This is a genomic window from Verrucosispora sp. TAA-831, from assembly GCF_050780145.1.
Lineage (GTDB): Bacteria > Actinomycetota > Actinomycetes > Mycobacteriales > Micromonosporaceae > Micromonospora.
The window spans coordinates 2,686,111-2,701,743 of the sequence record NZ_CP192240.1 but is presented as its reverse complement, the minus strand read 5'-3'; the positions used below and the strand labels follow the sequence as shown (position 1 = coordinate 2,701,743).

17 protein-coding genes are annotated in these 15,633 nt (G+C 74.1%); 8 read left to right on the top strand and 9 right to left on the bottom strand.

Annotation, left to right across the window (positions count from 1 at the left end):
* Positions 1-24 precede the first annotated feature (24 nt).
* Positions 25-1,020, top strand: coding sequence for a LysR substrate-binding domain-containing protein (locus tag ACQVFL_RS12280; protein WP_396694829.1), 996 nt, complete (start codon positions 25-27; stop codon positions 1,018-1,020).
* A gap of 38 nt (positions 1,021-1,058) precedes the next feature.
* On the top strand, positions 1,059-1,295 hold the full coding sequence (locus tag ACQVFL_RS12275) for a hypothetical protein (RefSeq protein WP_431729392.1): 237 nt from the start codon (positions 1,059-1,061) through the stop codon (positions 1,293-1,295).
* 101 nt (positions 1,296-1,396) lie between these two features.
* Here the strand turns inward: ACQVFL_RS12275 and ACQVFL_RS12270 are convergent, their stop codons facing one another.
* Genes ACQVFL_RS12270 through ACQVFL_RS12260 form a run of 3 tightly spaced genes read right to left on the bottom strand, consistent with a single transcriptional unit; the run spans position 1,397 to position 4,501 of the window.
* On the bottom strand, positions 1,397-1,747 hold the full coding sequence (locus tag ACQVFL_RS12270) for a DUF3140 domain-containing protein (RefSeq protein WP_396694831.1): 351 nt from the start codon (positions 1,745-1,747) through the stop codon (positions 1,397-1,399).
* Positions 1,747-1,911, bottom strand: a complete 165-nt coding sequence (locus ACQVFL_RS12265) for a hypothetical protein (RefSeq protein WP_350697378.1) — start codon at positions 1,909-1,911, stop codon at positions 1,747-1,749. Before ACQVFL_RS12265 ends, ACQVFL_RS12270 begins: the two co-directional genes overlap by 1 nt.
* A gap of 34 nt (positions 1,912-1,945) precedes the next feature.
* Complete coding sequence (locus ACQVFL_RS12260; RefSeq protein ID WP_396694833.1) at positions 1,946-4,501, bottom strand: ATP-dependent Clp protease ATP-binding subunit; 2,556 nt, start codon at positions 4,499-4,501, stop codon at positions 1,946-1,948.
* A 193-nt stretch (positions 4,502-4,694) separates the two neighbouring features.
* Between ACQVFL_RS12260 and ACQVFL_RS12255 the strand changes: the two genes are divergently transcribed.
* The 5 genes from ACQVFL_RS12255 to ACQVFL_RS12235 all read left to right on the top strand — a co-directional run bounded on the left by ACQVFL_RS12255 (position 4,695) and on the right by ACQVFL_RS12235 (position 9,882).
* Entirely contained in the window at positions 4,695-5,075 is a 381-nt protein-coding gene (locus tag ACQVFL_RS12255) for a hypothetical protein (protein ID WP_396694835.1), read from the top strand.
* Positions 5,076-5,257: 182 nt separating this feature from the next.
* The gene (locus tag ACQVFL_RS12250) at positions 5,258-5,518 is read left to right on the top strand and encodes a hypothetical protein (RefSeq protein WP_131053345.1); all 261 of its coding nucleotides are present in this window, start codon (positions 5,258-5,260) and stop codon (positions 5,516-5,518) included.
* Between the two features lie 8 nt (positions 5,519-5,526).
* Positions 5,527-6,561: a hypothetical protein gene (locus tag ACQVFL_RS12245; RefSeq protein WP_431729391.1), complete on the top strand. Its 1,035-nt coding sequence runs from the start codon at positions 5,527-5,529 to the stop codon at positions 6,559-6,561.
* Positions 6,554-9,223 (top strand): FtsK/SpoIIIE domain-containing protein, encoded by a 2,670-nt coding sequence (locus ACQVFL_RS12240; protein ID WP_431729390.1) that lies wholly within the window; start codon positions 6,554-6,556, stop codon positions 9,221-9,223. Before ACQVFL_RS12245 ends, ACQVFL_RS12240 begins: the two co-directional genes overlap by 8 nt.
* Positions 9,220-9,882: a hypothetical protein gene (locus ACQVFL_RS12235; RefSeq protein WP_396694841.1), complete on the top strand. Its 663-nt coding sequence runs from the start codon at positions 9,220-9,222 to the stop codon at positions 9,880-9,882. The genes ACQVFL_RS12240 and ACQVFL_RS12235 overlap by 4 nt, the downstream gene beginning before the upstream one ends.
* A 114-nt stretch (positions 9,883-9,996) precedes the next feature.
* Here ACQVFL_RS12235 and ACQVFL_RS12230 read toward each other — a convergent pair whose 3' ends face one another.
* Together ACQVFL_RS12230 and ACQVFL_RS12225 are read right to left on the bottom strand one after the other, a co-directional pair.
* Positions 9,997-11,349 (bottom strand): cupin domain-containing protein, encoded by a 1,353-nt coding sequence (locus ACQVFL_RS12230; RefSeq protein WP_431729389.1) that lies wholly within the window; start codon positions 11,347-11,349, stop codon positions 9,997-9,999.
* Positions 11,350-11,352: 3 nt separating this feature from the next.
* Positions 11,353-11,658, bottom strand: coding sequence for a hypothetical protein (locus tag ACQVFL_RS12225; protein WP_176094334.1), 306 nt, complete (start codon positions 11,656-11,658; stop codon positions 11,353-11,355).
* 154 nt (positions 11,659-11,812) lie between these two features.
* On the opposite strand from ACQVFL_RS12225, the gene ACQVFL_RS12220 reads away from it, so the two are divergent.
* Entirely contained in the window at positions 11,813-12,580 is a 768-nt protein-coding gene (locus tag ACQVFL_RS12220; RefSeq protein ID WP_396694846.1) for a PIG-L deacetylase family protein, read from the top strand.
* A gap of 77 nt (positions 12,581-12,657) precedes the next feature.
* Here the strand turns inward: ACQVFL_RS12220 and ACQVFL_RS12215 are convergent, their stop codons facing one another.
* The 4 genes from ACQVFL_RS12215 to ACQVFL_RS12200 form a co-directional block, all read right to left on the bottom strand.
* The gene (locus tag ACQVFL_RS12215) at positions 12,658-13,086 is read right to left on the bottom strand and encodes a DUF2267 domain-containing protein (protein ID WP_431729388.1); all 429 of its coding nucleotides are present in this window, start codon (positions 13,084-13,086) and stop codon (positions 12,658-12,660) included.
* 427 nt (positions 13,087-13,513) lie between these two features.
* Entirely contained in the window at positions 13,514-14,383 is an 870-nt protein-coding gene (locus ACQVFL_RS12210) for a DUF72 domain-containing protein (RefSeq protein WP_431729387.1), read from the bottom strand.
* 45 nt (positions 14,384-14,428) lie between these two features.
* Positions 14,429-14,827 carry a TraR/DksA family transcriptional regulator gene (locus ACQVFL_RS12205; RefSeq protein WP_131057494.1) on the bottom strand — a complete coding sequence of 133 codons (399 nt, stop codon included), beginning with the start codon at positions 14,825-14,827 and terminating at the stop codon, positions 14,429-14,431.
* Positions 14,828-14,949: 122 nt separating this feature from the next.
* Entirely contained in the window at positions 14,950-15,591 is a 642-nt protein-coding gene (locus ACQVFL_RS12200; RefSeq protein ID WP_431729386.1) for a uridine kinase, read from the bottom strand.
* Between the last annotated feature and the right edge of the window lie 42 nt (positions 15,592-15,633).

Genomic DNA, 15,633 nt, shown 5'->3' with positions numbered 1-15,633 from the left:
GCTCCGTGGCCCTACCGTCACGCTATGAATCTGGAGTTGCGGCACCTGCGGGTGGTCTGCGCCATCGCCGAGACGGGCAGCGTGACGAAGGCGGCCTCCACGCTCGGCCTGGCGCAGCCGGCGCTGACCGCCCAGCTCCAGCGCATCGAACGAACCCTGGGCGGTCCGCTGTTCGAACGGGACCGGCGCGGCGCCCGGCCGACCGCTCTGGGCGAGCTGGTGCTCGCCCGGGCGCGGGTGCTGCTGCCGGCGATGAAGGGACTCCAGGACGAGGCGGCCCGGCTGGCCGGGGCCGGCGACGCCCCCCGCCGCTACCGCTTCGGCGGGGTGAACAGCCCGATCCTGGGTCGGCTGGTGCACCGGCTGGCCGCCGAGCAACCCCAGGCGCAGATCACCACGTACGCGTCCTGGTCGGTCGACGAGTTGGCGCAACTGGTCGCCGGTGGGCGGCTGGACTACGCGTTGACCGGGGTGTGCGGGGACTCCACCCCGTCGGCGGACTACGGGTTGAGCTGGCGGGAGGTGGCCGTCGACCCGGTGATGGTGCTGCTGCCGGAGACCCATCCGCTGGCCGGGCGCAGCGAGGTGGCGTTGGCCGAGCTGCGGCACGAGCAGTGGGTGGCGGCCCCGGGAGACGGCTGCTTCGGTGACTGTTTCGCCGCCGCCTGCGCCCGGGCCGGCTTCACCCCGCGCAAGCTGTACGAGGCCGACGTGCGCGGCTGCATCGACCTGGTGGACGCCGGGGAGGCGGTGGCGTTGTGCCAGGCCACCTTCCGGCCGGTGGCGGGCCTGGTGACCCGGCGGCTGGCCGGCAGCCCGCTGCGCTGGCGGCTGATGCTGGGCTGGCACCCGGAATCCCCTGCCGCCCGAATGGCCGATCTGGTGCTGGACACGGCGCTGGTGGCGTACACCGACGCGTTGGCGCCGCATCCGGCGTACCTGGCCTGGCTGCTCGGCAATCCGGCCTTCGGGGTGCGCCGGCCGGCGGCGACGGCGGACCGGGGGCTGCGAAGCGCCTGACGGGTGCGAACCGGCCGACGGCGGGTATGCGGCGCGACATGACCGACCTCTATCCCGCCGCCGACGACCGTGAGGTGCTGCGCCGGGCCGCCGCCGCGCACACCGCCGCCGTCCGGGAGGTGGAAGCGTTCCTGCGCCGGGTGCCGGAGGTGCCCGACCCGGCGGACCTGGCCGAGTACGCCAACCTGATCACCAGGGAGGAGCAGACCCGCGCCGAGCGGCAGGCCGCCGGGGAGGCCGTCGGCCTGACCATCGGCAGCCTGGGGAGCGAGTAGCGCCCGGCCGCGCAGGTGTGAAAGGAGGGATCCCCTGCTAACGCCTCCGGTATAGCATGGGACCCCTCCTTTTCACCACGCGCACCCCGCGCGAACCGGCGTCAGCGTTCGACGAGGACGTCGTGTCCGAGGTCGAGCAGTGCGTGCCGCCACTCGTCGTCGGCGTTGCCCCGGCGCGGCTTGTCCGCGGCCAGCGACCGGATCCGCTCCACCGCCTCCCGCATCACCTCGACGTCGTCGGGTGTCAGGTCCACCTTGCGTTTGCGCAGCACGGCGAGGATCTGCCGACCGGGCTCGGGCAGGTTCAGATCCGGGTCCGGGCCGAACGCCTCCTCGCCGGACCCCCGGGTCAGCAGCCACTGCCGTAGCTGTTCGGAGGGCACGTTGACCTCGGCGTGGAAGTCCTCCCAGAGCACCTCCACCTCCGGGTCGAGCCGCTGCTCGCGTGCCATCACGCCTCCTCTCCGGGTGGCGACCCGGCGTCGTCCGGGTGCCCCTCGTCGGTCTGCCCGCCCAGCCCCTCCGCCGGCACCTGCACGCGGGCCGGGTTGGCGGTCGGCGGCGCCAGGATCGGGTCGCTGCGTTCGTCGTCCCGGGCCTCGTCCGGTTCCGTCATCGCCTAGCCCCTCCGATCGTCGGTTCCCGGCCGGTCAGCGGGGGTGGGTGGTGCCGGCCGTGGCGTGCCCGCGCGCGCCGGCCGCCACGTCGAAGGCGAGCCGGCCGTCCCGGGCGTCCACGGTGACCTTCTGACCGGGCGAGAGCTGCTGCTCCAACAGCATCCGGGACAGGTGGTTGTCCACCTCCCGCTGGATCACCCGGCGCAGCGGCCGGGCACCGAACTCCGGCTGGTAGCCGTGTTCGGCCAGCCAGTCCACCCCGGCGGTGGTGAAGTCCACCTCGATGTCCTGGGCGTGCAACCGACGTCGGGTCTCCTCCAGCAGCAGTCCGGTGATCTGCCGCAACTGCTCGGCCTCCAGCCGACGGAAGATGATCACCTCGTCGATGCGGTTGAGGAACTCCGGCCGGAAGTTCTCCTGGAGCCGACGCATCAGCCGCTCCCGCAGCTCGTCGCTCTCCTGTTCGCTACCGGGCTCGCCGGTGCCGAAGCCGACCGCGCGCTGACTGCCGGTGATCAGCTCCGACCCCAGGTTGCTCGTCATGATCAGTACGGTGTTCTTGAAGTTGACCGTCCGCCCCTGGCTGTCGGTGAGCCGCCCGTCGTCGAGCACCTGCAACAGGATGTTGAAGACGTCGGGGTGGGCCTTCTCGATCTCGTCCAGCAGCACCACCGCGTACGGGCGGCGGCGCACCGCCTCGGTGAGCTGACCGGCCTCCTCGTACCCGACGTAGCCGGGCGGGGCGCCGACCAGCCGACTGACGGTGTGCCGTTCCTGGAACTCGCTCATGTCCACCCGGACCATCCGGTCGGCCTCACCGAACAACGCCTCGGCCAGGGCCCGGCCCAGTTCGGTCTTGCCCACCCCGGTGGGGCCGAGGAACAGGAAGCTGCCCATCGGCCGGTTCGGGTCGGCCAGGCCGGTCCGGGAACGGCGGACCGCCTCGGCGACCGCCTCGACCGCGTCGTCCTGCCCGACGACCTTCTCGTGCAGGTGCCCCTCCAGGCGCAGCAGCCGGTCCCGTTCCTCCTCGGTGAGCTGGCTGGCCGGGATGCCGGTGGCCCGGGAGACCACCTCGGCGATCTCGTCCGGCCCCACCTCGGGCACCTGGCTGTCGTTGCCGTCCTCACCCCGGGCGCGCTGCACCTGCCGTTCCAGCTCGGAGACCCGGTCGCGCAGCGTGGAGGCGCGCTCGTACTGCTCGTCGGCGACCGCCTGTTCCTTGTCCCGGCGCACCTCCTCAAGCTGCTGCTCCAGGTCGCGTACGTCGGCGGCGGGCGTCCGTGTCCGCAGCCGGACCCGCGCGCCGGCCTGGTCGATCAGGTCGATCGCCTTGTCCGGCAGGAAGCGGTCGGTGACGTACCGGTCGGACAGCTCGGCGGCGGTGACCAACGCCTCGTCGGTGAACCGCACCTGATGGTGGGCCTCATAGCGGTCGCGCAGGCCGCGCAGGATGGAGACGGTGTCCTCGACGGTGGGCTCCGGCACGAAGACCGGCTGGAACCGTCGGGCCAGCGCGGCGTCCTTTTCGATGCTGCGGCGGTACTCGTCCAGCGTGGTCGCACCGATCACCCGCAACTCGCCCCGCGCGAGCGCGGGCTTGAGCATGTTGGACGCGTCCATCCCACCCTCGCTGCCGGCGCCGCCCGCGCCGACCAGGGTGTGGATCTCGTCCAGGAAGATGATCAGCTCGTCGCGGTGCGCACGGATCTCGTCGATCACCTTCTTCAGGCGTTCCTCGAAGTCGCCCCGGTAGCGGGTGCCGGCGACCAGCCCGGCCAGGTCGAGCTGGACGACCCGCTTGCCGAGCAGGGTCTGCGGCACGTCGCCGTCGCAGATCCGCTCGGCCAGTCCCTCCACGATCGCGGTCTTGCCGACGCCCGCCTCGCCGATCAGGACCGGGTTGTTCTTGGTCCGTCGGGACAGGATCTCCACCGCCTGCTCGATCTCGTCCGCGCGCCCGATCACCGGGTCGATCTGGTCGTTGCGGGCCAGGTCGGTGAGGTCCTGGCCGTACTGGTCCAGGGTGGGCGTGCCCCGGTCCGGGCGCGGGTTGGTCATCGGGCCGCGTTCGGCGTTGGCGGCCTGCAACGACTCCGGCTGGATCCGGCCGGCGGCGAGCATCCGACCGGCCGGCGACTCCGGGTTGAGCGGCAACGCCATCAGGATGTGCTCGGGACCGATGTAGTTCGCCCCCATCGCCCGGGAGAGCTGGTGGGCGTCGAGCAGCGCCCGCTTGGCCGCCGGGGTGAGCGACAGGTTGGGCGGCACGTCGCCCTGCGGGGCGCCGTCGGCCCGCCCGCCCAACGCGTTGAGCAGCGTGTCCGGGTCGGCACCGGCCCGGCGTACCAGGTCACGCAGCGGCTCGCGTTGCAACGCCGCCCACAGCAGGTGGTCGGTGTCCAGGTCGCTGCTCTGCTTCTGGGCGGCCCGGCGTGCCGCGTCGGCCAGCATCTCCCGGGCGTCGGCGGTCATCAACCGGGTGATGTCGACCCGGTGCGCGGGGCGTCGCCCACCCTCGCCCCGGCCGAAGTACCGCGCCAGGAACTCGTCCCACGGGTCGGAGCCGAAGTCGCCGGGTCCCATCATCTCTGTCCTCCGCGGTCGGCGCGAGACGGTCGGCACGGGCTACCCGGCCCCAGGCCGGACAAACGCCACCGGCGGGCACCGGCGGGACGGCCACGGGTGGCGGCACGGGACGTCGCCGGGCGGCGGGACCACGCGAAACGCCGACCGGGCGTGCCGGCGGGCGGGGCGACCGCCCGAATGGCAGGGTGAGCGGATGGAGACGACGACCCCGCTGCTGATCGTGGACGCCGCCAACGTCGTCGGGTCCCGCCCGGACGGCTGGTGGCGGGACCGGGCCGGGGCCACCGCCCGACTACGGGACACGCTGACCCCGGTGGGCGGGCGCGGCGTACCGCCGGAGCTGTCCCCGCCGGTCGAGGTGGTGCTGGTGGTGGAGGGCGCCGCGCGGGGCGTACCCGGCGTCGACGGGGTCCGGGTGGTCGCGGCCGACGCCTCCGGTGACGACGCCGTGGTCGAGCTGGTCGCCGAGGCCGGCGACCGACGGCGCCTGGTGGTCACCGCCGACCGGGCGCTGCGGGAGCGGGTCACCGCGCTCGGCGCGGAGGTGTACGGGCCCCGCTGGCTGCGCGGCTGACCGGGCGGGCACGGCCCGGGACGATCGCCCTGCGTGATCGTCCGACCCCGGGTCCCACGAATCGGACTCGCCGCGCCTGCGGTCGACAACCGGTCAGTAGGGCAGCAACACTGACAGGGTATGTTCGTCCCCCGACCGGCATAGGCTCTAATGGAGTCCTCCCCGCCCCCAGGAGGTTCCGCGTGGCGAGCGTCGCCGAGCTCAAGGCAGCCATCGATGTCGCGCTCCAGCAGATCGGTGACGGCCAGAGCGCCGTGCAGGCCGCCGGCGAGAAACTGGCCGAGGCGCAACAGACGCTGGCGGGCGCGCTGGAGGGCAGCGGACACACCACCGTCGAGGCGGCTCAGGCGTCGTTGACGCAGGCCAGCCAGGAGTTGGAGGAGTGCCTCGCCGCGACGCTCGTCGCGGTCGAGCAGGCCCAGCAGTACGTCGCGACGCTGTAGGGGCGGGCGTGTCCATCGTCGAGGACGTCGGCGCACAGGTCCGGGCCGCCGCCGAGGATCTTCCGCTCGGCCTGCTGGGGCAGGCGCTGGAGAAGTTCGGGCTGGCCTCCGAGCGGCTGCGCTGGGTACGCCAGGAGTCGGCCAACCCGATGGGCGTACCGGAGTTGTCCGCCGCCACCGAGCACGCCGAGACCGCCGGGTACGCGCTGCGCGTCGCCCAGGAGCAGCTCACCGCGTACCTGGCCGCGATCGGGCTGGCTCCCGACGGGGCCGCGCCGCCGCCGGTCGGTGACCAGGAGCGGCGCCCGGCGCACGACGCCCCCCGGAGCGCCGAGCCGGTGGCCGACGCGCCGGAGGCGCCCGGTGAGGTCCGGCTGCGCCGCTGGTGGTCGGTGCGGGTGGCGGAGCTGACCGGCGGGCGGGAGGGCCCGGCCGAGGGTCCCGACGAACGCATCTCCGACTCCCAGGAGCTGCTGCGCCGGGTGGTCCGCGGAGTCCGGTCCGGTGACCGCGACGGGCTGCACCGCGACCTGCGCGGCGCGCACGCCGACGTCGGACTGGGGTTGGCCGCGGTGGCTCCGCCGCTGCTGCGTGACCTCGCCGCCGAACTGCTCGGCCATCCGCCGCGCAGCGACGATCTGTCCCGGCTGCGCCGCGAGCTGGACGGCCGGGTCCGGGACCTGCTCCCCGGCCTGCCCACCCCGGTGCTGGACACGCTGCTGACCCGGGTCTGCCGGATGCCTCCGCCGCGTCGGGGCGAGGACGAGCAGCCGCACGCCGCCGACCCGGCGGTCACCGCCGGGGTGCTCACCGGCGTCCTGCTCGACCGCCTCGGGCGCGACCTGCCCGCCGACGATGGTGAAAGGAAGGGCCCCCTGCTAACGCCTGAGGTAGTAAAGGGGTCCCCTCCTCACACCGGCAGCACACCCCGCACGAGCGCACCTCGCGCGAGCGCGCACGGCGGTTCGGGCGCGGACACACCCGGCGCACGGCCGTTCGGCGGGCCCCCTCCGGGTCGACCGGGACGCGGTGTAGATGGCTGACCGGCGCAGCCAGCTGGTCGCCCGGGTCCGGGAACTGCTCGCCGAGGCCCTCGGCGCGTCCCGCACCCGGTCCGCCACGGCCCAGACGACGCTGGCCACCGCCCGGGACCGCGCGGTGCGGATCCGTCGCGCGGCGGCCGGCGTACCGGAGCGGGTGGGTGCCGAACGGGACAAGCGGCTCGCCGAGATCGACGCCCGGCACGCCTCGCGGCTGGCCACCCTGGCCCGACGGGCCGCCGAGGCGGCGACCCGGGAGGCACCGGGTGCCGGGTCGGCGGACTGGCCGGGTTGGCAACCCACCCCGGCGACCCGTGGCGAGCCACCGGGCGCCACCCGGGTGGGCACCATCCGGCTGCCCGACGCCGAACCGGTGCCGGCGCTGGTGTCGCTGCTCGACGGTGGGCACGTGGCACTCGACGGCGACCCGGACGGCTGTGCCGCCGTGGTGTCGGCCCTCCTGCTGCGCAGCCTCGGTCGGGCCGCGCCCGGCAACGTCCGGGTGATCGGCTACGACCCGGACCAGCTCGGCGGCGGGCTCGCCGGGTTCGCCCCGCTGGGCACCGCCGGGCTGCTCACCTTCGTCGGCCCGGGTGGCCTGGGCCGCCTGCTGGACGATCTGGTGGAGCAGATCCGCCGGATCAACGAGACGGTGCTCGCCGGTGAGCACGCCTCGCTGCGCGAGCTGGCCGTCGCGACCGGCCGCCGGCCGGAGCCGTGGCGGGTGGCGGTGCTACTCGGCGGCGACGAGTTGTCCCGGCACGAACGCGGCCAGCTCGACCGGGTGGTCCGCACCGGGGTGGCGTGCGGCGTCCATCTGATCGTGCGCGGCGTGCCGCTGCCCGACGACGCGGCGCTGACCCGGATCGCGGTCACCGCCGACGGCGCCCGGGTCGGCACCCTGCCGGTACGCCTCGACCCGCCGCCACCGGCCACCCTGGTCACCGAGACCTGCCGGCAGATCGCCTCGGTGGTCAGCGCCGGTCCGGCCCCCACCCCCTTCACCGACCTGCTGCCGTCACCGGAGCAGATGTGGCAGGAGGACTCGGCGACCGGGTTGACCGCCCCGATCGGCGAGGGCCCACAGGGTCGGCCGGTGCTGCTGACCCTCGGCGACTATCCGCCGCACGCGTTGATCGGTGGCCCGTCCGGCACCGGCAAGACCAATCTGATCTTCGCCTGGATCGGCGCGCTCGCCGCCCGCTACTCCCCCGCCGAACTGGAGTTCTACCTCCTGGACTTCAAGGAGGGGGTGTCCTTCGCCCGGTTCGCCAAGGGGCGGCGGGACCCGAGCTGGCTGCCGCACATGCGGCTGGTCGGCATCAACGTCAACACCGACCGGGAGTTCGGCCTGGCGTTGCTGCGCTTCCTCGCCGAGGAGTTGCGCCGTCGCGCCGACGCGGCGAAGAAGCACGAGGTCACCAAGCTGGCCGAGTTGCGCGCGGTGGACCCGACCGGGCACTGGCCGCGGATCGTCGCGGTGGTCGACGAGTTCCAGATGCTGCTGGCGGGCCGGGACGCGGTGGCCCGGGAGGCGGCCGACCTGCTGGAGGACCTGGCGCGCCGGGGCCGCTCGCAGGGCATCCACCTGGTGCTGGCGTCGCAGGACGTACGCGGCATCGAGGCGCTGTGGGGCCGTCCGGCGCTGGTCGCCCAGTTCACCCTGCGCATCGCGCTGCCCAAGGCGCTGCGCATCCTCGCCGAACGCAACGACGCCGCACAGTCGCTGCCGAAGTTCCACGCGGTGGTCAACGCCGAGTCGGGGCTGCCGGAGGGCAACGAGGTGGCCCGGATCCCGTCGGCCAGCGAGTGGGAGACCTGGAGCGAGTTGCAGCACCGGCTGTGGCGGATGCGCCCGGCCGAGGCGGCGCCGGCCCGCCTCTTCGACGGCGACGCGATCCCCCGGTTGGCCGAGGCGCCGGACTTCCGGGCACTGACCCCGCCGGAGGTCGGTACGCCACGCGGCCCGGTCGCGCTGCTCGGCGAGATCATCGACGTGCAGGCCCGGTCGGCGGCGCTGCGGCTGCCCCGCGCCCCCGGACGCAACCTGGCGGTGCTGGGTACCCGGATCGACGAGGCGTGTGCGGTGCTGGACGCGGCGGCCCGGTCGCTGGCCCGGCAGCACCGGCCCGGCACCGCCCGGTTCTCCATCGCCTGCCTCGACCCGGACGCCGACCCGGCGGCCCGGGCGCTCTACGAGGATCTCGCCGACGACGCCGCCTGGTACGACGAGGAGACGGTGGCCGAGCTGATGGCCGAGACCGCCGAGGGCATCGGTGGACCGGGCACCGGCAGCGTCCCGCACTACCTGCTGCTGTTCGCCGTCGACGCGGCGTCGGGCGCGCTCGCGGCGCGGGCCGGCAGGTCCACCGGTCTGGAGCACCTGCGCCGGATCCTGCACGACGGCCCGGAGCGGCGTACCCACGTGCTGGCCTGGTGGCGGGGGGTGGCGCGGATGAAGGCCGACCTGGGCGGCACCGGCGCCCGCACCGACCAGATCGGCGCCTGGGTCGCTCTGGACACCCACGGCGGGGACCTCAGCGGGCCGTTGTACCCGGGCAGCGGCGGGCCGGACTGGTATCCCCGACCGTGGCGGGGACTCTTCTTCGACCGGGCGGTGCACCGCACCGGGCAGACCATCATCCCCTACGGACCGGCCCGATGAACGAACCGGTGACCAGTGAGACCTATGCGGCCCAGCTCCGGCGGCTCGCCGAACTGACCGCCCGGGTGCAGGAACAGCGGGCCGAGGCGAACGCCTGGTACGACCAGCAGTGCGCGGCGGCGGACCGGGCGGTGGCCGAGTCGGCCGACGAGGTCAACCGGGCCGAACGGGAACTGGCCGCGGCCCGCGAGTCGCAGGAGTTGGTGGACGCCGAGTCGGCGGCGCTGTGGCAGGAGCTGAACAGCCGGCTCGGCGGTGGCGGGCGGCGGGCGGGCACCCCACCGGCACCGGCCCTGGACGCCACCGGCGATCCGATGCCGCTGCTGGACGCGGCGCGGGACCTGCTGCGCCGCACCCGCCAGCCGGGCGAGTTGCCGAGCAGCGTGAACCCCCTGCTGGCGCTCTGCGGGGTGGGCGGCGCGGTGCTCGCGTACGCGCTGGGGGCAGCCGCCCGGGCCCTGGGTGGCCGTGCCGACGGTGAGCTGGGCGTGGGCCTGCCGGTGCTGGCGCTGGTGGTGACGCTGCTCGGCCCGGTGATCGGGCTGGTGCCGGCCCGGGTGGTGGCCGACCGGCGGCACGCGGTGCTCAGCCCGCGCCCGGTGATCGTGGTGGTGGTCGCCGGCCTGGTCACCACGCTGCTCCTGCTGATCGTGACCTGACTCGGTCGGTGGCCCCCGCCGCGCCGTGACCGGGCCCGGTGGCCCCGCCGCGCCGTGACCGGGTGGCCACGGCGTCGACCGGGGCCGGCAGCGTGCGGTGCCGGGCCGGTGCGATCAGGCGGGGACGAGTACGGCCTCGCGCAGCAGGCGGCGGGTGAGGGTGAGGCGGTCGGCGTCGTCGTCGAGGCCGGGCAGGTCACCGACCCGGACGACCGAACCGGCGAGCAGGACCCGCAGCGCCGCCGCGCACTGCGCGGGCAGCGTGACGGTGCGGTCGAACAGCCGCAGCACCACCTGTTCGCCCTGCTCGTCGAGCTGGCGCCGCAGTCCGGGACGGACGGTGACCCGACTGTCGGCGTCCAGCGCGGCGATCGCGGCGGCCTGCGCCAGCGGCCGTAACGGGGCCGGACGCGACGCCGGCCAGGCACGCTGCCGCAGCCGGGCCGCGACCTCGGCCGGGTCGGCCCGCAGCAGCCAGTCGCGCAGCGCCTCCACGGTCTCGGTCAGCTCCGGCTCGATGGCGTCCGGGTCGGCCAGGTCGGTGCCGAACGGCAGGGTGGCCCGCAGCCGTCGGTCCTCGGCGGCCAGCGCGAGCAACTCCTCGACCATGGCGTACCGGGTCAGCGCGCGGATGCCGACGGTCAGGTGCAGGGAGCTGGAGTCCTGGGCCTGGGCGCTGTGCAGCCAGCCCCGGGGCAGATAGAGCGCGTCACCCGGTTCGAGCACCACGTCCAGCGCGGGCTCGCCCTGCGCGGTGGCGGTGACCTCGTCGGCCCGGCCGCCCCACTGCTGGCGTTCCAACGGGTCGGGCAGCACCGGCGGATGGATGCGCCAGTGCTTGCGGCCGTCGACCTGGAGCACGAACACGTCGTGGGTGTCGTAGTGGGTGGCGAACCCCTGGTTGCCGGCCGGCGTCAGGTAGGCGTTGACCTGCATCGGCTGGCCGACGGCCAGGCTGAGGTCACGGGTGAAGTCGATCAGCGCCGGCCAGGTGCGGTGCAGGCCCTGGAGGACGAGGGTGGCCCCGTCGGCGTACAACCGCATGACCTTCTCGTCGAGGACCTGGTCGCCGATCTCGGCGCCGGCACCGCCGCCGCCGGTGTAGCGCGCCGCCGGCAGTACCTGGCCGTCCTTGGCGACCCGCAGGAAGGGGGTACGCAGGCCGCGTCGACTGAGCAGCTCGTCGGCGTCGGCGGGGCTGAGCAGGTCGGTGAAGCCCGCCGGGTTGGGCAGCTCGGCGGCGCGGGACAGCAGCGGGGTCTGGCCCCAGTGCGCGGCGGCGAACTTGGCCGGCTCCACGCTGACGCAGCGGGCCAACGCCGCCTCGGCGGTCGACGCCGATCCGCTGCCGGGGGCCGCCGCCTCGGCGACGCCGTGCGGGGCCGCGGTGTCGCGGGGTGCCGCGTCCGGGGGTACGGACGGGACCGCCGGGCGGCCGTGGCCGCCCGGCGGGTCGAGTCGCGTCATCGCCTATCGCGCGGCGCCGTCGGCGCCGCCGTCGTGCTGGCCCGGAGTCGCTCCGCCGTCGGCGGGACCCTCGGCGCTGCCGTCCGCGCCACCGTCGTGCTGGCCCGGAGTGGCCCCACCGTCGGCGGGACCCTCGGCGCTGCCGTCCGCGCCACCGTCGTGCTGGCCCGGAGTGGCCCCACCGTCGGCCGGTCCCTCGGCGCTGCCGTCCGCGCCACCGTCGTGCTGGCCCGGGGTCGCTCCGCCGTCGGCCGGACCTTCGAGCCCGCCGCCGCTGGTGGTCTGCATGTCATCGTCGTTGAGTGGCATCGTGCTCCCTCGGATCAACCCGCCCCCGCCGTTGGTCGGGTGCGTCGTGCGGCGGGTGTTACCCCGCGCCCGATCTTCTCTAACCACACTGCACCCCACCGTAGACGCCGGAACCGGTCCACACGTGCCGTTCCTGGGTGCGGCGGGTGGCAGGATGGACGGACCCGACCGGATGGAGGTGCCGATGGACACGCCGTTGAGCCCGGTGACCGAGGACTGGCAGCGGGCGCTGGCGATCGTGGCGCACCCGGACGACCTGGAGTTCGGCGCCGCCGCCGCGATCGCCCGCTGGACCGGCCAGGGCAAGCAGGTGGTGTACTGCCTGGTGACCAGCGGCGAGGCGGGCATCGACGGGATGGCACCGGAGCAGGCCCGCACGGTACGCGAGCAGGAGCAGCGCGCCTCGGCGGAGCTGGTCGGCGTGGACGTCGTCGAGTTCCTCGGCCTGCCCGACGGGATCCTGGAGTACGGCGTACCGCTGCGCCGGGAGCTGGCGGCCGTGGTGCGCCGGCACCGCCCGGAGATCGTCATCACGAACAACTTCCGGGAGACCTGGGACGGCGCGGTCACCCTCAACCAGGCCGATCACATCGCGGTGGGTCGGGCCACGCTGGACGCGGTCCGCGACGCCGGCAACCGGTGGATCTTCCCGGAGCAGCTCACCGACGAGGTCGAGCCGTGGGGTGGCGTCCGTCAGGTGTGGGCGGCCTCGTCGCCGCGCTCCGAGCACGGGGTGGACACCACCGAGACGTTCGCCCAGGGGGTGGCGTCGCTCCAGGCGCACGAGGCGTACCTGACCGGGCTGGGTGACGGCAGCTTCGACGCCGAGGAGTTCCTGGAGGGCGGGGCGCGGCCGGTGGGGAGCCGGTTGGGCGTACGCTACGGCACCTCGTTCGAGGTGTTCCACTTCGACCTCTGGTAGCCGACCGGCCCGACCTCTGGTGGCCGACCGGCCCGCTCCACGCGTGGTGGGGCGGGCCGGTGTCGCCGGTGCACGGGTCAGGGCATGATCCGGGCGAGGTCGTCGGGCATGGTGTCCTTCACCTCGTCCCACTCGCCCTGGGTGACGTGCCGACGCAGGGTGTCCAGCACCACCTGGACCACCCGCTCCGGGCCGCCCTGCACGTCGTACGGGAAGCCCTGGCGGACCTCGTGGAGGAAGTCGTCCCGGTTCAGTTTGATCGGCACGTCGGACGGCTGCCAGCCCTCGAAGTAGATGCCGCGCACCACCATCGGCAACTGGGCGGAGAACTCCACGCTCTCCTGGACCGGCATCCGGTCCCGCAGCAGGTGCAGCACGGTGCGCAGCGCCGCGTACGACTGGTTGCGCTGCTCCTTGGGCCACCCGTACGCCCGCTCGATGTCCTTGAGGATCAGGATGGTCTTGTCCATCGAGGACTCGACCGCCGACTCGAACCGCTCAGACATCAGTCCACCCCCGTAGATCGGTCTCCCACCGTCGGTCGTCGTGCCGTCGCGGCGGCCCCACCGGGCCGCCCCGGGGTCGTACCGGGCTGCTCCCGGCTCGTGGCGCCCGCCGGGTCCGGCCGGACGCGCCGACGACCCGCAGCACCGCGCCCTGTCGTCGCTGCCCTACCACCCCAGCCGTCATCGCCCACCACCCCCCGTTCACCACCTTCGGTACCTACCCCCCACCCTCCCCACCCCCCGGGTGACCCACCCTCACCCCCACCGGATGACCCCCACCCCCCACCCCCCACCCCCTGCCCCCCGCCCCCCTCGCCGAGTTGATCAAGAAGTTTTGGCGCTGCTTTCGCACTCGGCAGGTCCCAAACTTCTTGATCAACAGGGCGGGGGCGGGGGTGGGGTGGGAGGGCGGGGGCGGGGCGGGGGGTCAGGGGGTGAGGAGGGACTGGAGGTGTTGGGCGTTGGTCTGGGCGTAGTCCCGGAAGCAGTTGTTGAGCAGGACGTGGGTCTGTCGGGTGTCGGCGGCGAGGTCGCGTAGGCGAGGGGCCCAGTCGCGCAGTTCGCGGTCGGAGTAGCGGTAGCCGAACTTCTCGTGGATGTCCCTGCTGGTCCACTTGTCGCTGTGCCCGTGGAAGCGGACCACGGCCAGGTCGGCGGTGGCCGCGAGCACCGGCGGGACCGACGAGCGGTGCCCCTGGGGCATGTCCACGGCGACGTAGGCCAGGTCGTGCTTCCGCAGGAAGTCCAGGGTCTCCTCGGCGTTGTCGCCGTCGAACCAGGAGGCGTGCCGGAACTCGAAGACCGGCCGCAGCGGCGCGCAACGCCGGTCGACCTCCCGCAGGTACTCCTTGTTGTCCCGCCGGATGGTGAACCAGGGTGGGAACTGGAACAGCAGCGCACCGAGCTTGTCCGCGCGCACCAGCGGGTCGAGGGCGCTGAGGAATCGGGTCCACACCTCCTCGTACGCCTGCCGGGGCAGGTCGTCCGGATAGAGGTGGCGTTTGTCGGTGTCCGGCCGCAGGTCCTTGTAGAGCGCGCTGGGCCGGGTGGGATGGCCGGTGAGCAGGCTGAACGCCTTCACGTTGAAGGTGAAGCCGTCCGGCGTGCGGTCGGCCCACAGCCGGGCGGTCCGCTCGGCCGGTGGCGAATAGTACGTGGCGTCGACCTCGACCAGCGGGAACTGCCGGGCGTAGTAGGCCAGCCGCCTCTCCGGCGTGTCGGCGGTCTGCGGATACCAACCGGAGTCCAACAGGGTCCGGTCGGTCCAGGAGGCGGTACCCACCTTGATCTCGCCCATGGGTGGGGTCCCCGCCGCGTCCCGGACCGACCGGTCGCCGACGGCTCAGGCAGCCCGACGCTCGCGGGTCTGCTTGCAGGTCACACAGGTGGTCGCCGACGGGAAGATCTCCAGTCGCTCCACCGGGATCGGCGAGGTGCAGCCCTCGCAGAAGCCGTACGTGCCCTCGGCGAGGCGCGTCAGCGCGTGCTCGAACTGGGCGCGCCGGTCGAGGATGGTCCGCAGCAGTGACTGCGCGGTGTCCCGCTCGGCGGTCTTGGTGCCACTGTCGGCCTGGTCGTCACCGGCGGTGTCGCCCACCTCGACCAGCCGCAGCACGTGGCTCTGCTGCACCGCCTGCTCGTACTCCGCGGACAGCTCGTCGTGGCGGGCCTGCAGGGAGAGTCGGATCTGGTCGATCTCCGCCTGGGATCGGCCCGTGCCGACCGTGTCGTGGACGAGCATCGCTGCCTGCCTTTCCTGAGCCTCGTCATCATCGCGGACGGGACGGTCCCCATCCGGTCATACCGCCCAGGCGAGGACTCCCGGGCGCCGTGAGCCCCGCGAGTACCCATCGCTTCCGCAGGTCAAACCGAGTCGTCGTCGGATTCCACGATCGCGGGCCGGCGCGGGTCGTCGGCGCGTACCACCAGGTCGGCGAAGGCGGCGGGGGTGACCTCCTCGGCGTACCGGGCGAACGCGGGCAGCGTCCAGGCCAGGTCGGGGTCGGTCCGGCGGCGCAGCGCGCCGGGTGACAGTTCCAGGTGGACGACGACGTCGAAGGGTAGTCCGCCGCCGACCAGGAACGTGCCGCTGACCAGCACCACACCGCCGGGCGGCAGGGTGACGTAGTCGGCGCGGCTGGCCCGGTCGGTCCCGGCGTCCCAGAGTGCGGGTAGCAGCCGCCCGGTGCCGTCCGGCCCGGCCGGGTCGAGCACCTCGCGGCGCAGTCCGGCCTCGTCGACCCAGCCCTCGTAGTAGGCGTCCGGATTGGTCCGTCCGCGCTCCAGGCGTACCGAGGCGGGGCGGAGGAAGTCCTCGGCCCGGATGTGCAGCACCGGGCGGCCGAGGGCGCGCAGCGGGTCGATGAGGGCGGTGGCCAGTTCGTCGGGGCGAGCGGCGGGGGCGCCGTCCACGGCCACCCGCAGCCGTCGAGTCGGCGAGGCGGAGGCGAACCGCTCGGCCAGTTCGGCGACGAGCAGGTCGGGTGAGACCGGACGCACACGCATCCGACCATCGTGCCCGGTCGCCGCCGGGTGCTCGGCACGACC

Bases quoted from the DNA above. Each gene is read 5' to 3' on its own strand.
- ACQVFL_RS12225 (WP_176094334.1), bottom strand. From the start codon at position 11,658: ATGCCACTCAACGACGATGACATGCAGACCACCAGCGGCGGCGGGCTC.
- ACQVFL_RS12205 (WP_131057494.1), bottom strand. From the start codon at position 14,827: ATGCTCGTCCACGACACGGTCGGCACGGGCCGATCCCAGGCGGAGATC.
- ACQVFL_RS12200 (WP_431729386.1), bottom strand. From the start codon at position 15,591: ATGCGTGTGCGTCCGGTCTCACCCGACCTGCTCGTCGCCGAACTGGCC.
- ACQVFL_RS12275 (WP_431729392.1), top strand. From the start codon at position 1,059: ATGACCGACCTCTATCCCGCCGCCGACGACCGTGAGGTGCTGCGCCGG.
- ACQVFL_RS12280 (WP_396694829.1), top strand. From the start codon at position 25: ATGAATCTGGAGTTGCGGCACCTGCGGGTGGTCTGCGCCATCGCCGAG.
- ACQVFL_RS12230 (WP_431729389.1), bottom strand. From the start codon at position 11,349: ATGACGCGACTCGACCCGCCGGGCGGCCACGGCCGCCCGGCGGTCCCG.
- ACQVFL_RS12265 (WP_350697378.1), bottom strand. From the start codon at position 1,911: ATGACGGAACCGGACGAGGCCCGGGACGACGAACGCAGCGACCCGATC.
- ACQVFL_RS12210 (WP_431729387.1), bottom strand. From the start codon at position 14,383: ATGGGCGAGATCAAGGTGGGTACCGCCTCCTGGACCGACCGGACCCTG.
- ACQVFL_RS12240 (WP_431729390.1), top strand. From the start codon at position 6,554: ATGGCTGACCGGCGCAGCCAGCTGGTCGCCCGGGTCCGGGAACTGCTC.
- ACQVFL_RS12260 (WP_396694833.1), bottom strand. From the start codon at position 4,501: ATGATGGGACCCGGCGACTTCGGCTCCGACCCGTGGGACGAGTTCCTG.
- ACQVFL_RS12220 (WP_396694846.1), top strand. From the start codon at position 11,813: ATGGACGGACCCGACCGGATGGAGGTGCCGATGGACACGCCGTTGAGC.
- ACQVFL_RS12215 (WP_431729388.1), bottom strand. From the start codon at position 13,086: ATGTCTGAGCGGTTCGAGTCGGCGGTCGAGTCCTCGATGGACAAGACC.
- ACQVFL_RS12235 (WP_396694841.1), top strand. From the start codon at position 9,220: ATGAACGAACCGGTGACCAGTGAGACCTATGCGGCCCAGCTCCGGCGG.
- ACQVFL_RS12270 (WP_396694831.1), bottom strand. From the start codon at position 1,747: ATGGCACGCGAGCAGCGGCTCGACCCGGAGGTGGAGGTGCTCTGGGAG.
- ACQVFL_RS12255 (WP_396694835.1), top strand. From the start codon at position 4,695: ATGGAGACGACGACCCCGCTGCTGATCGTGGACGCCGCCAACGTCGTC.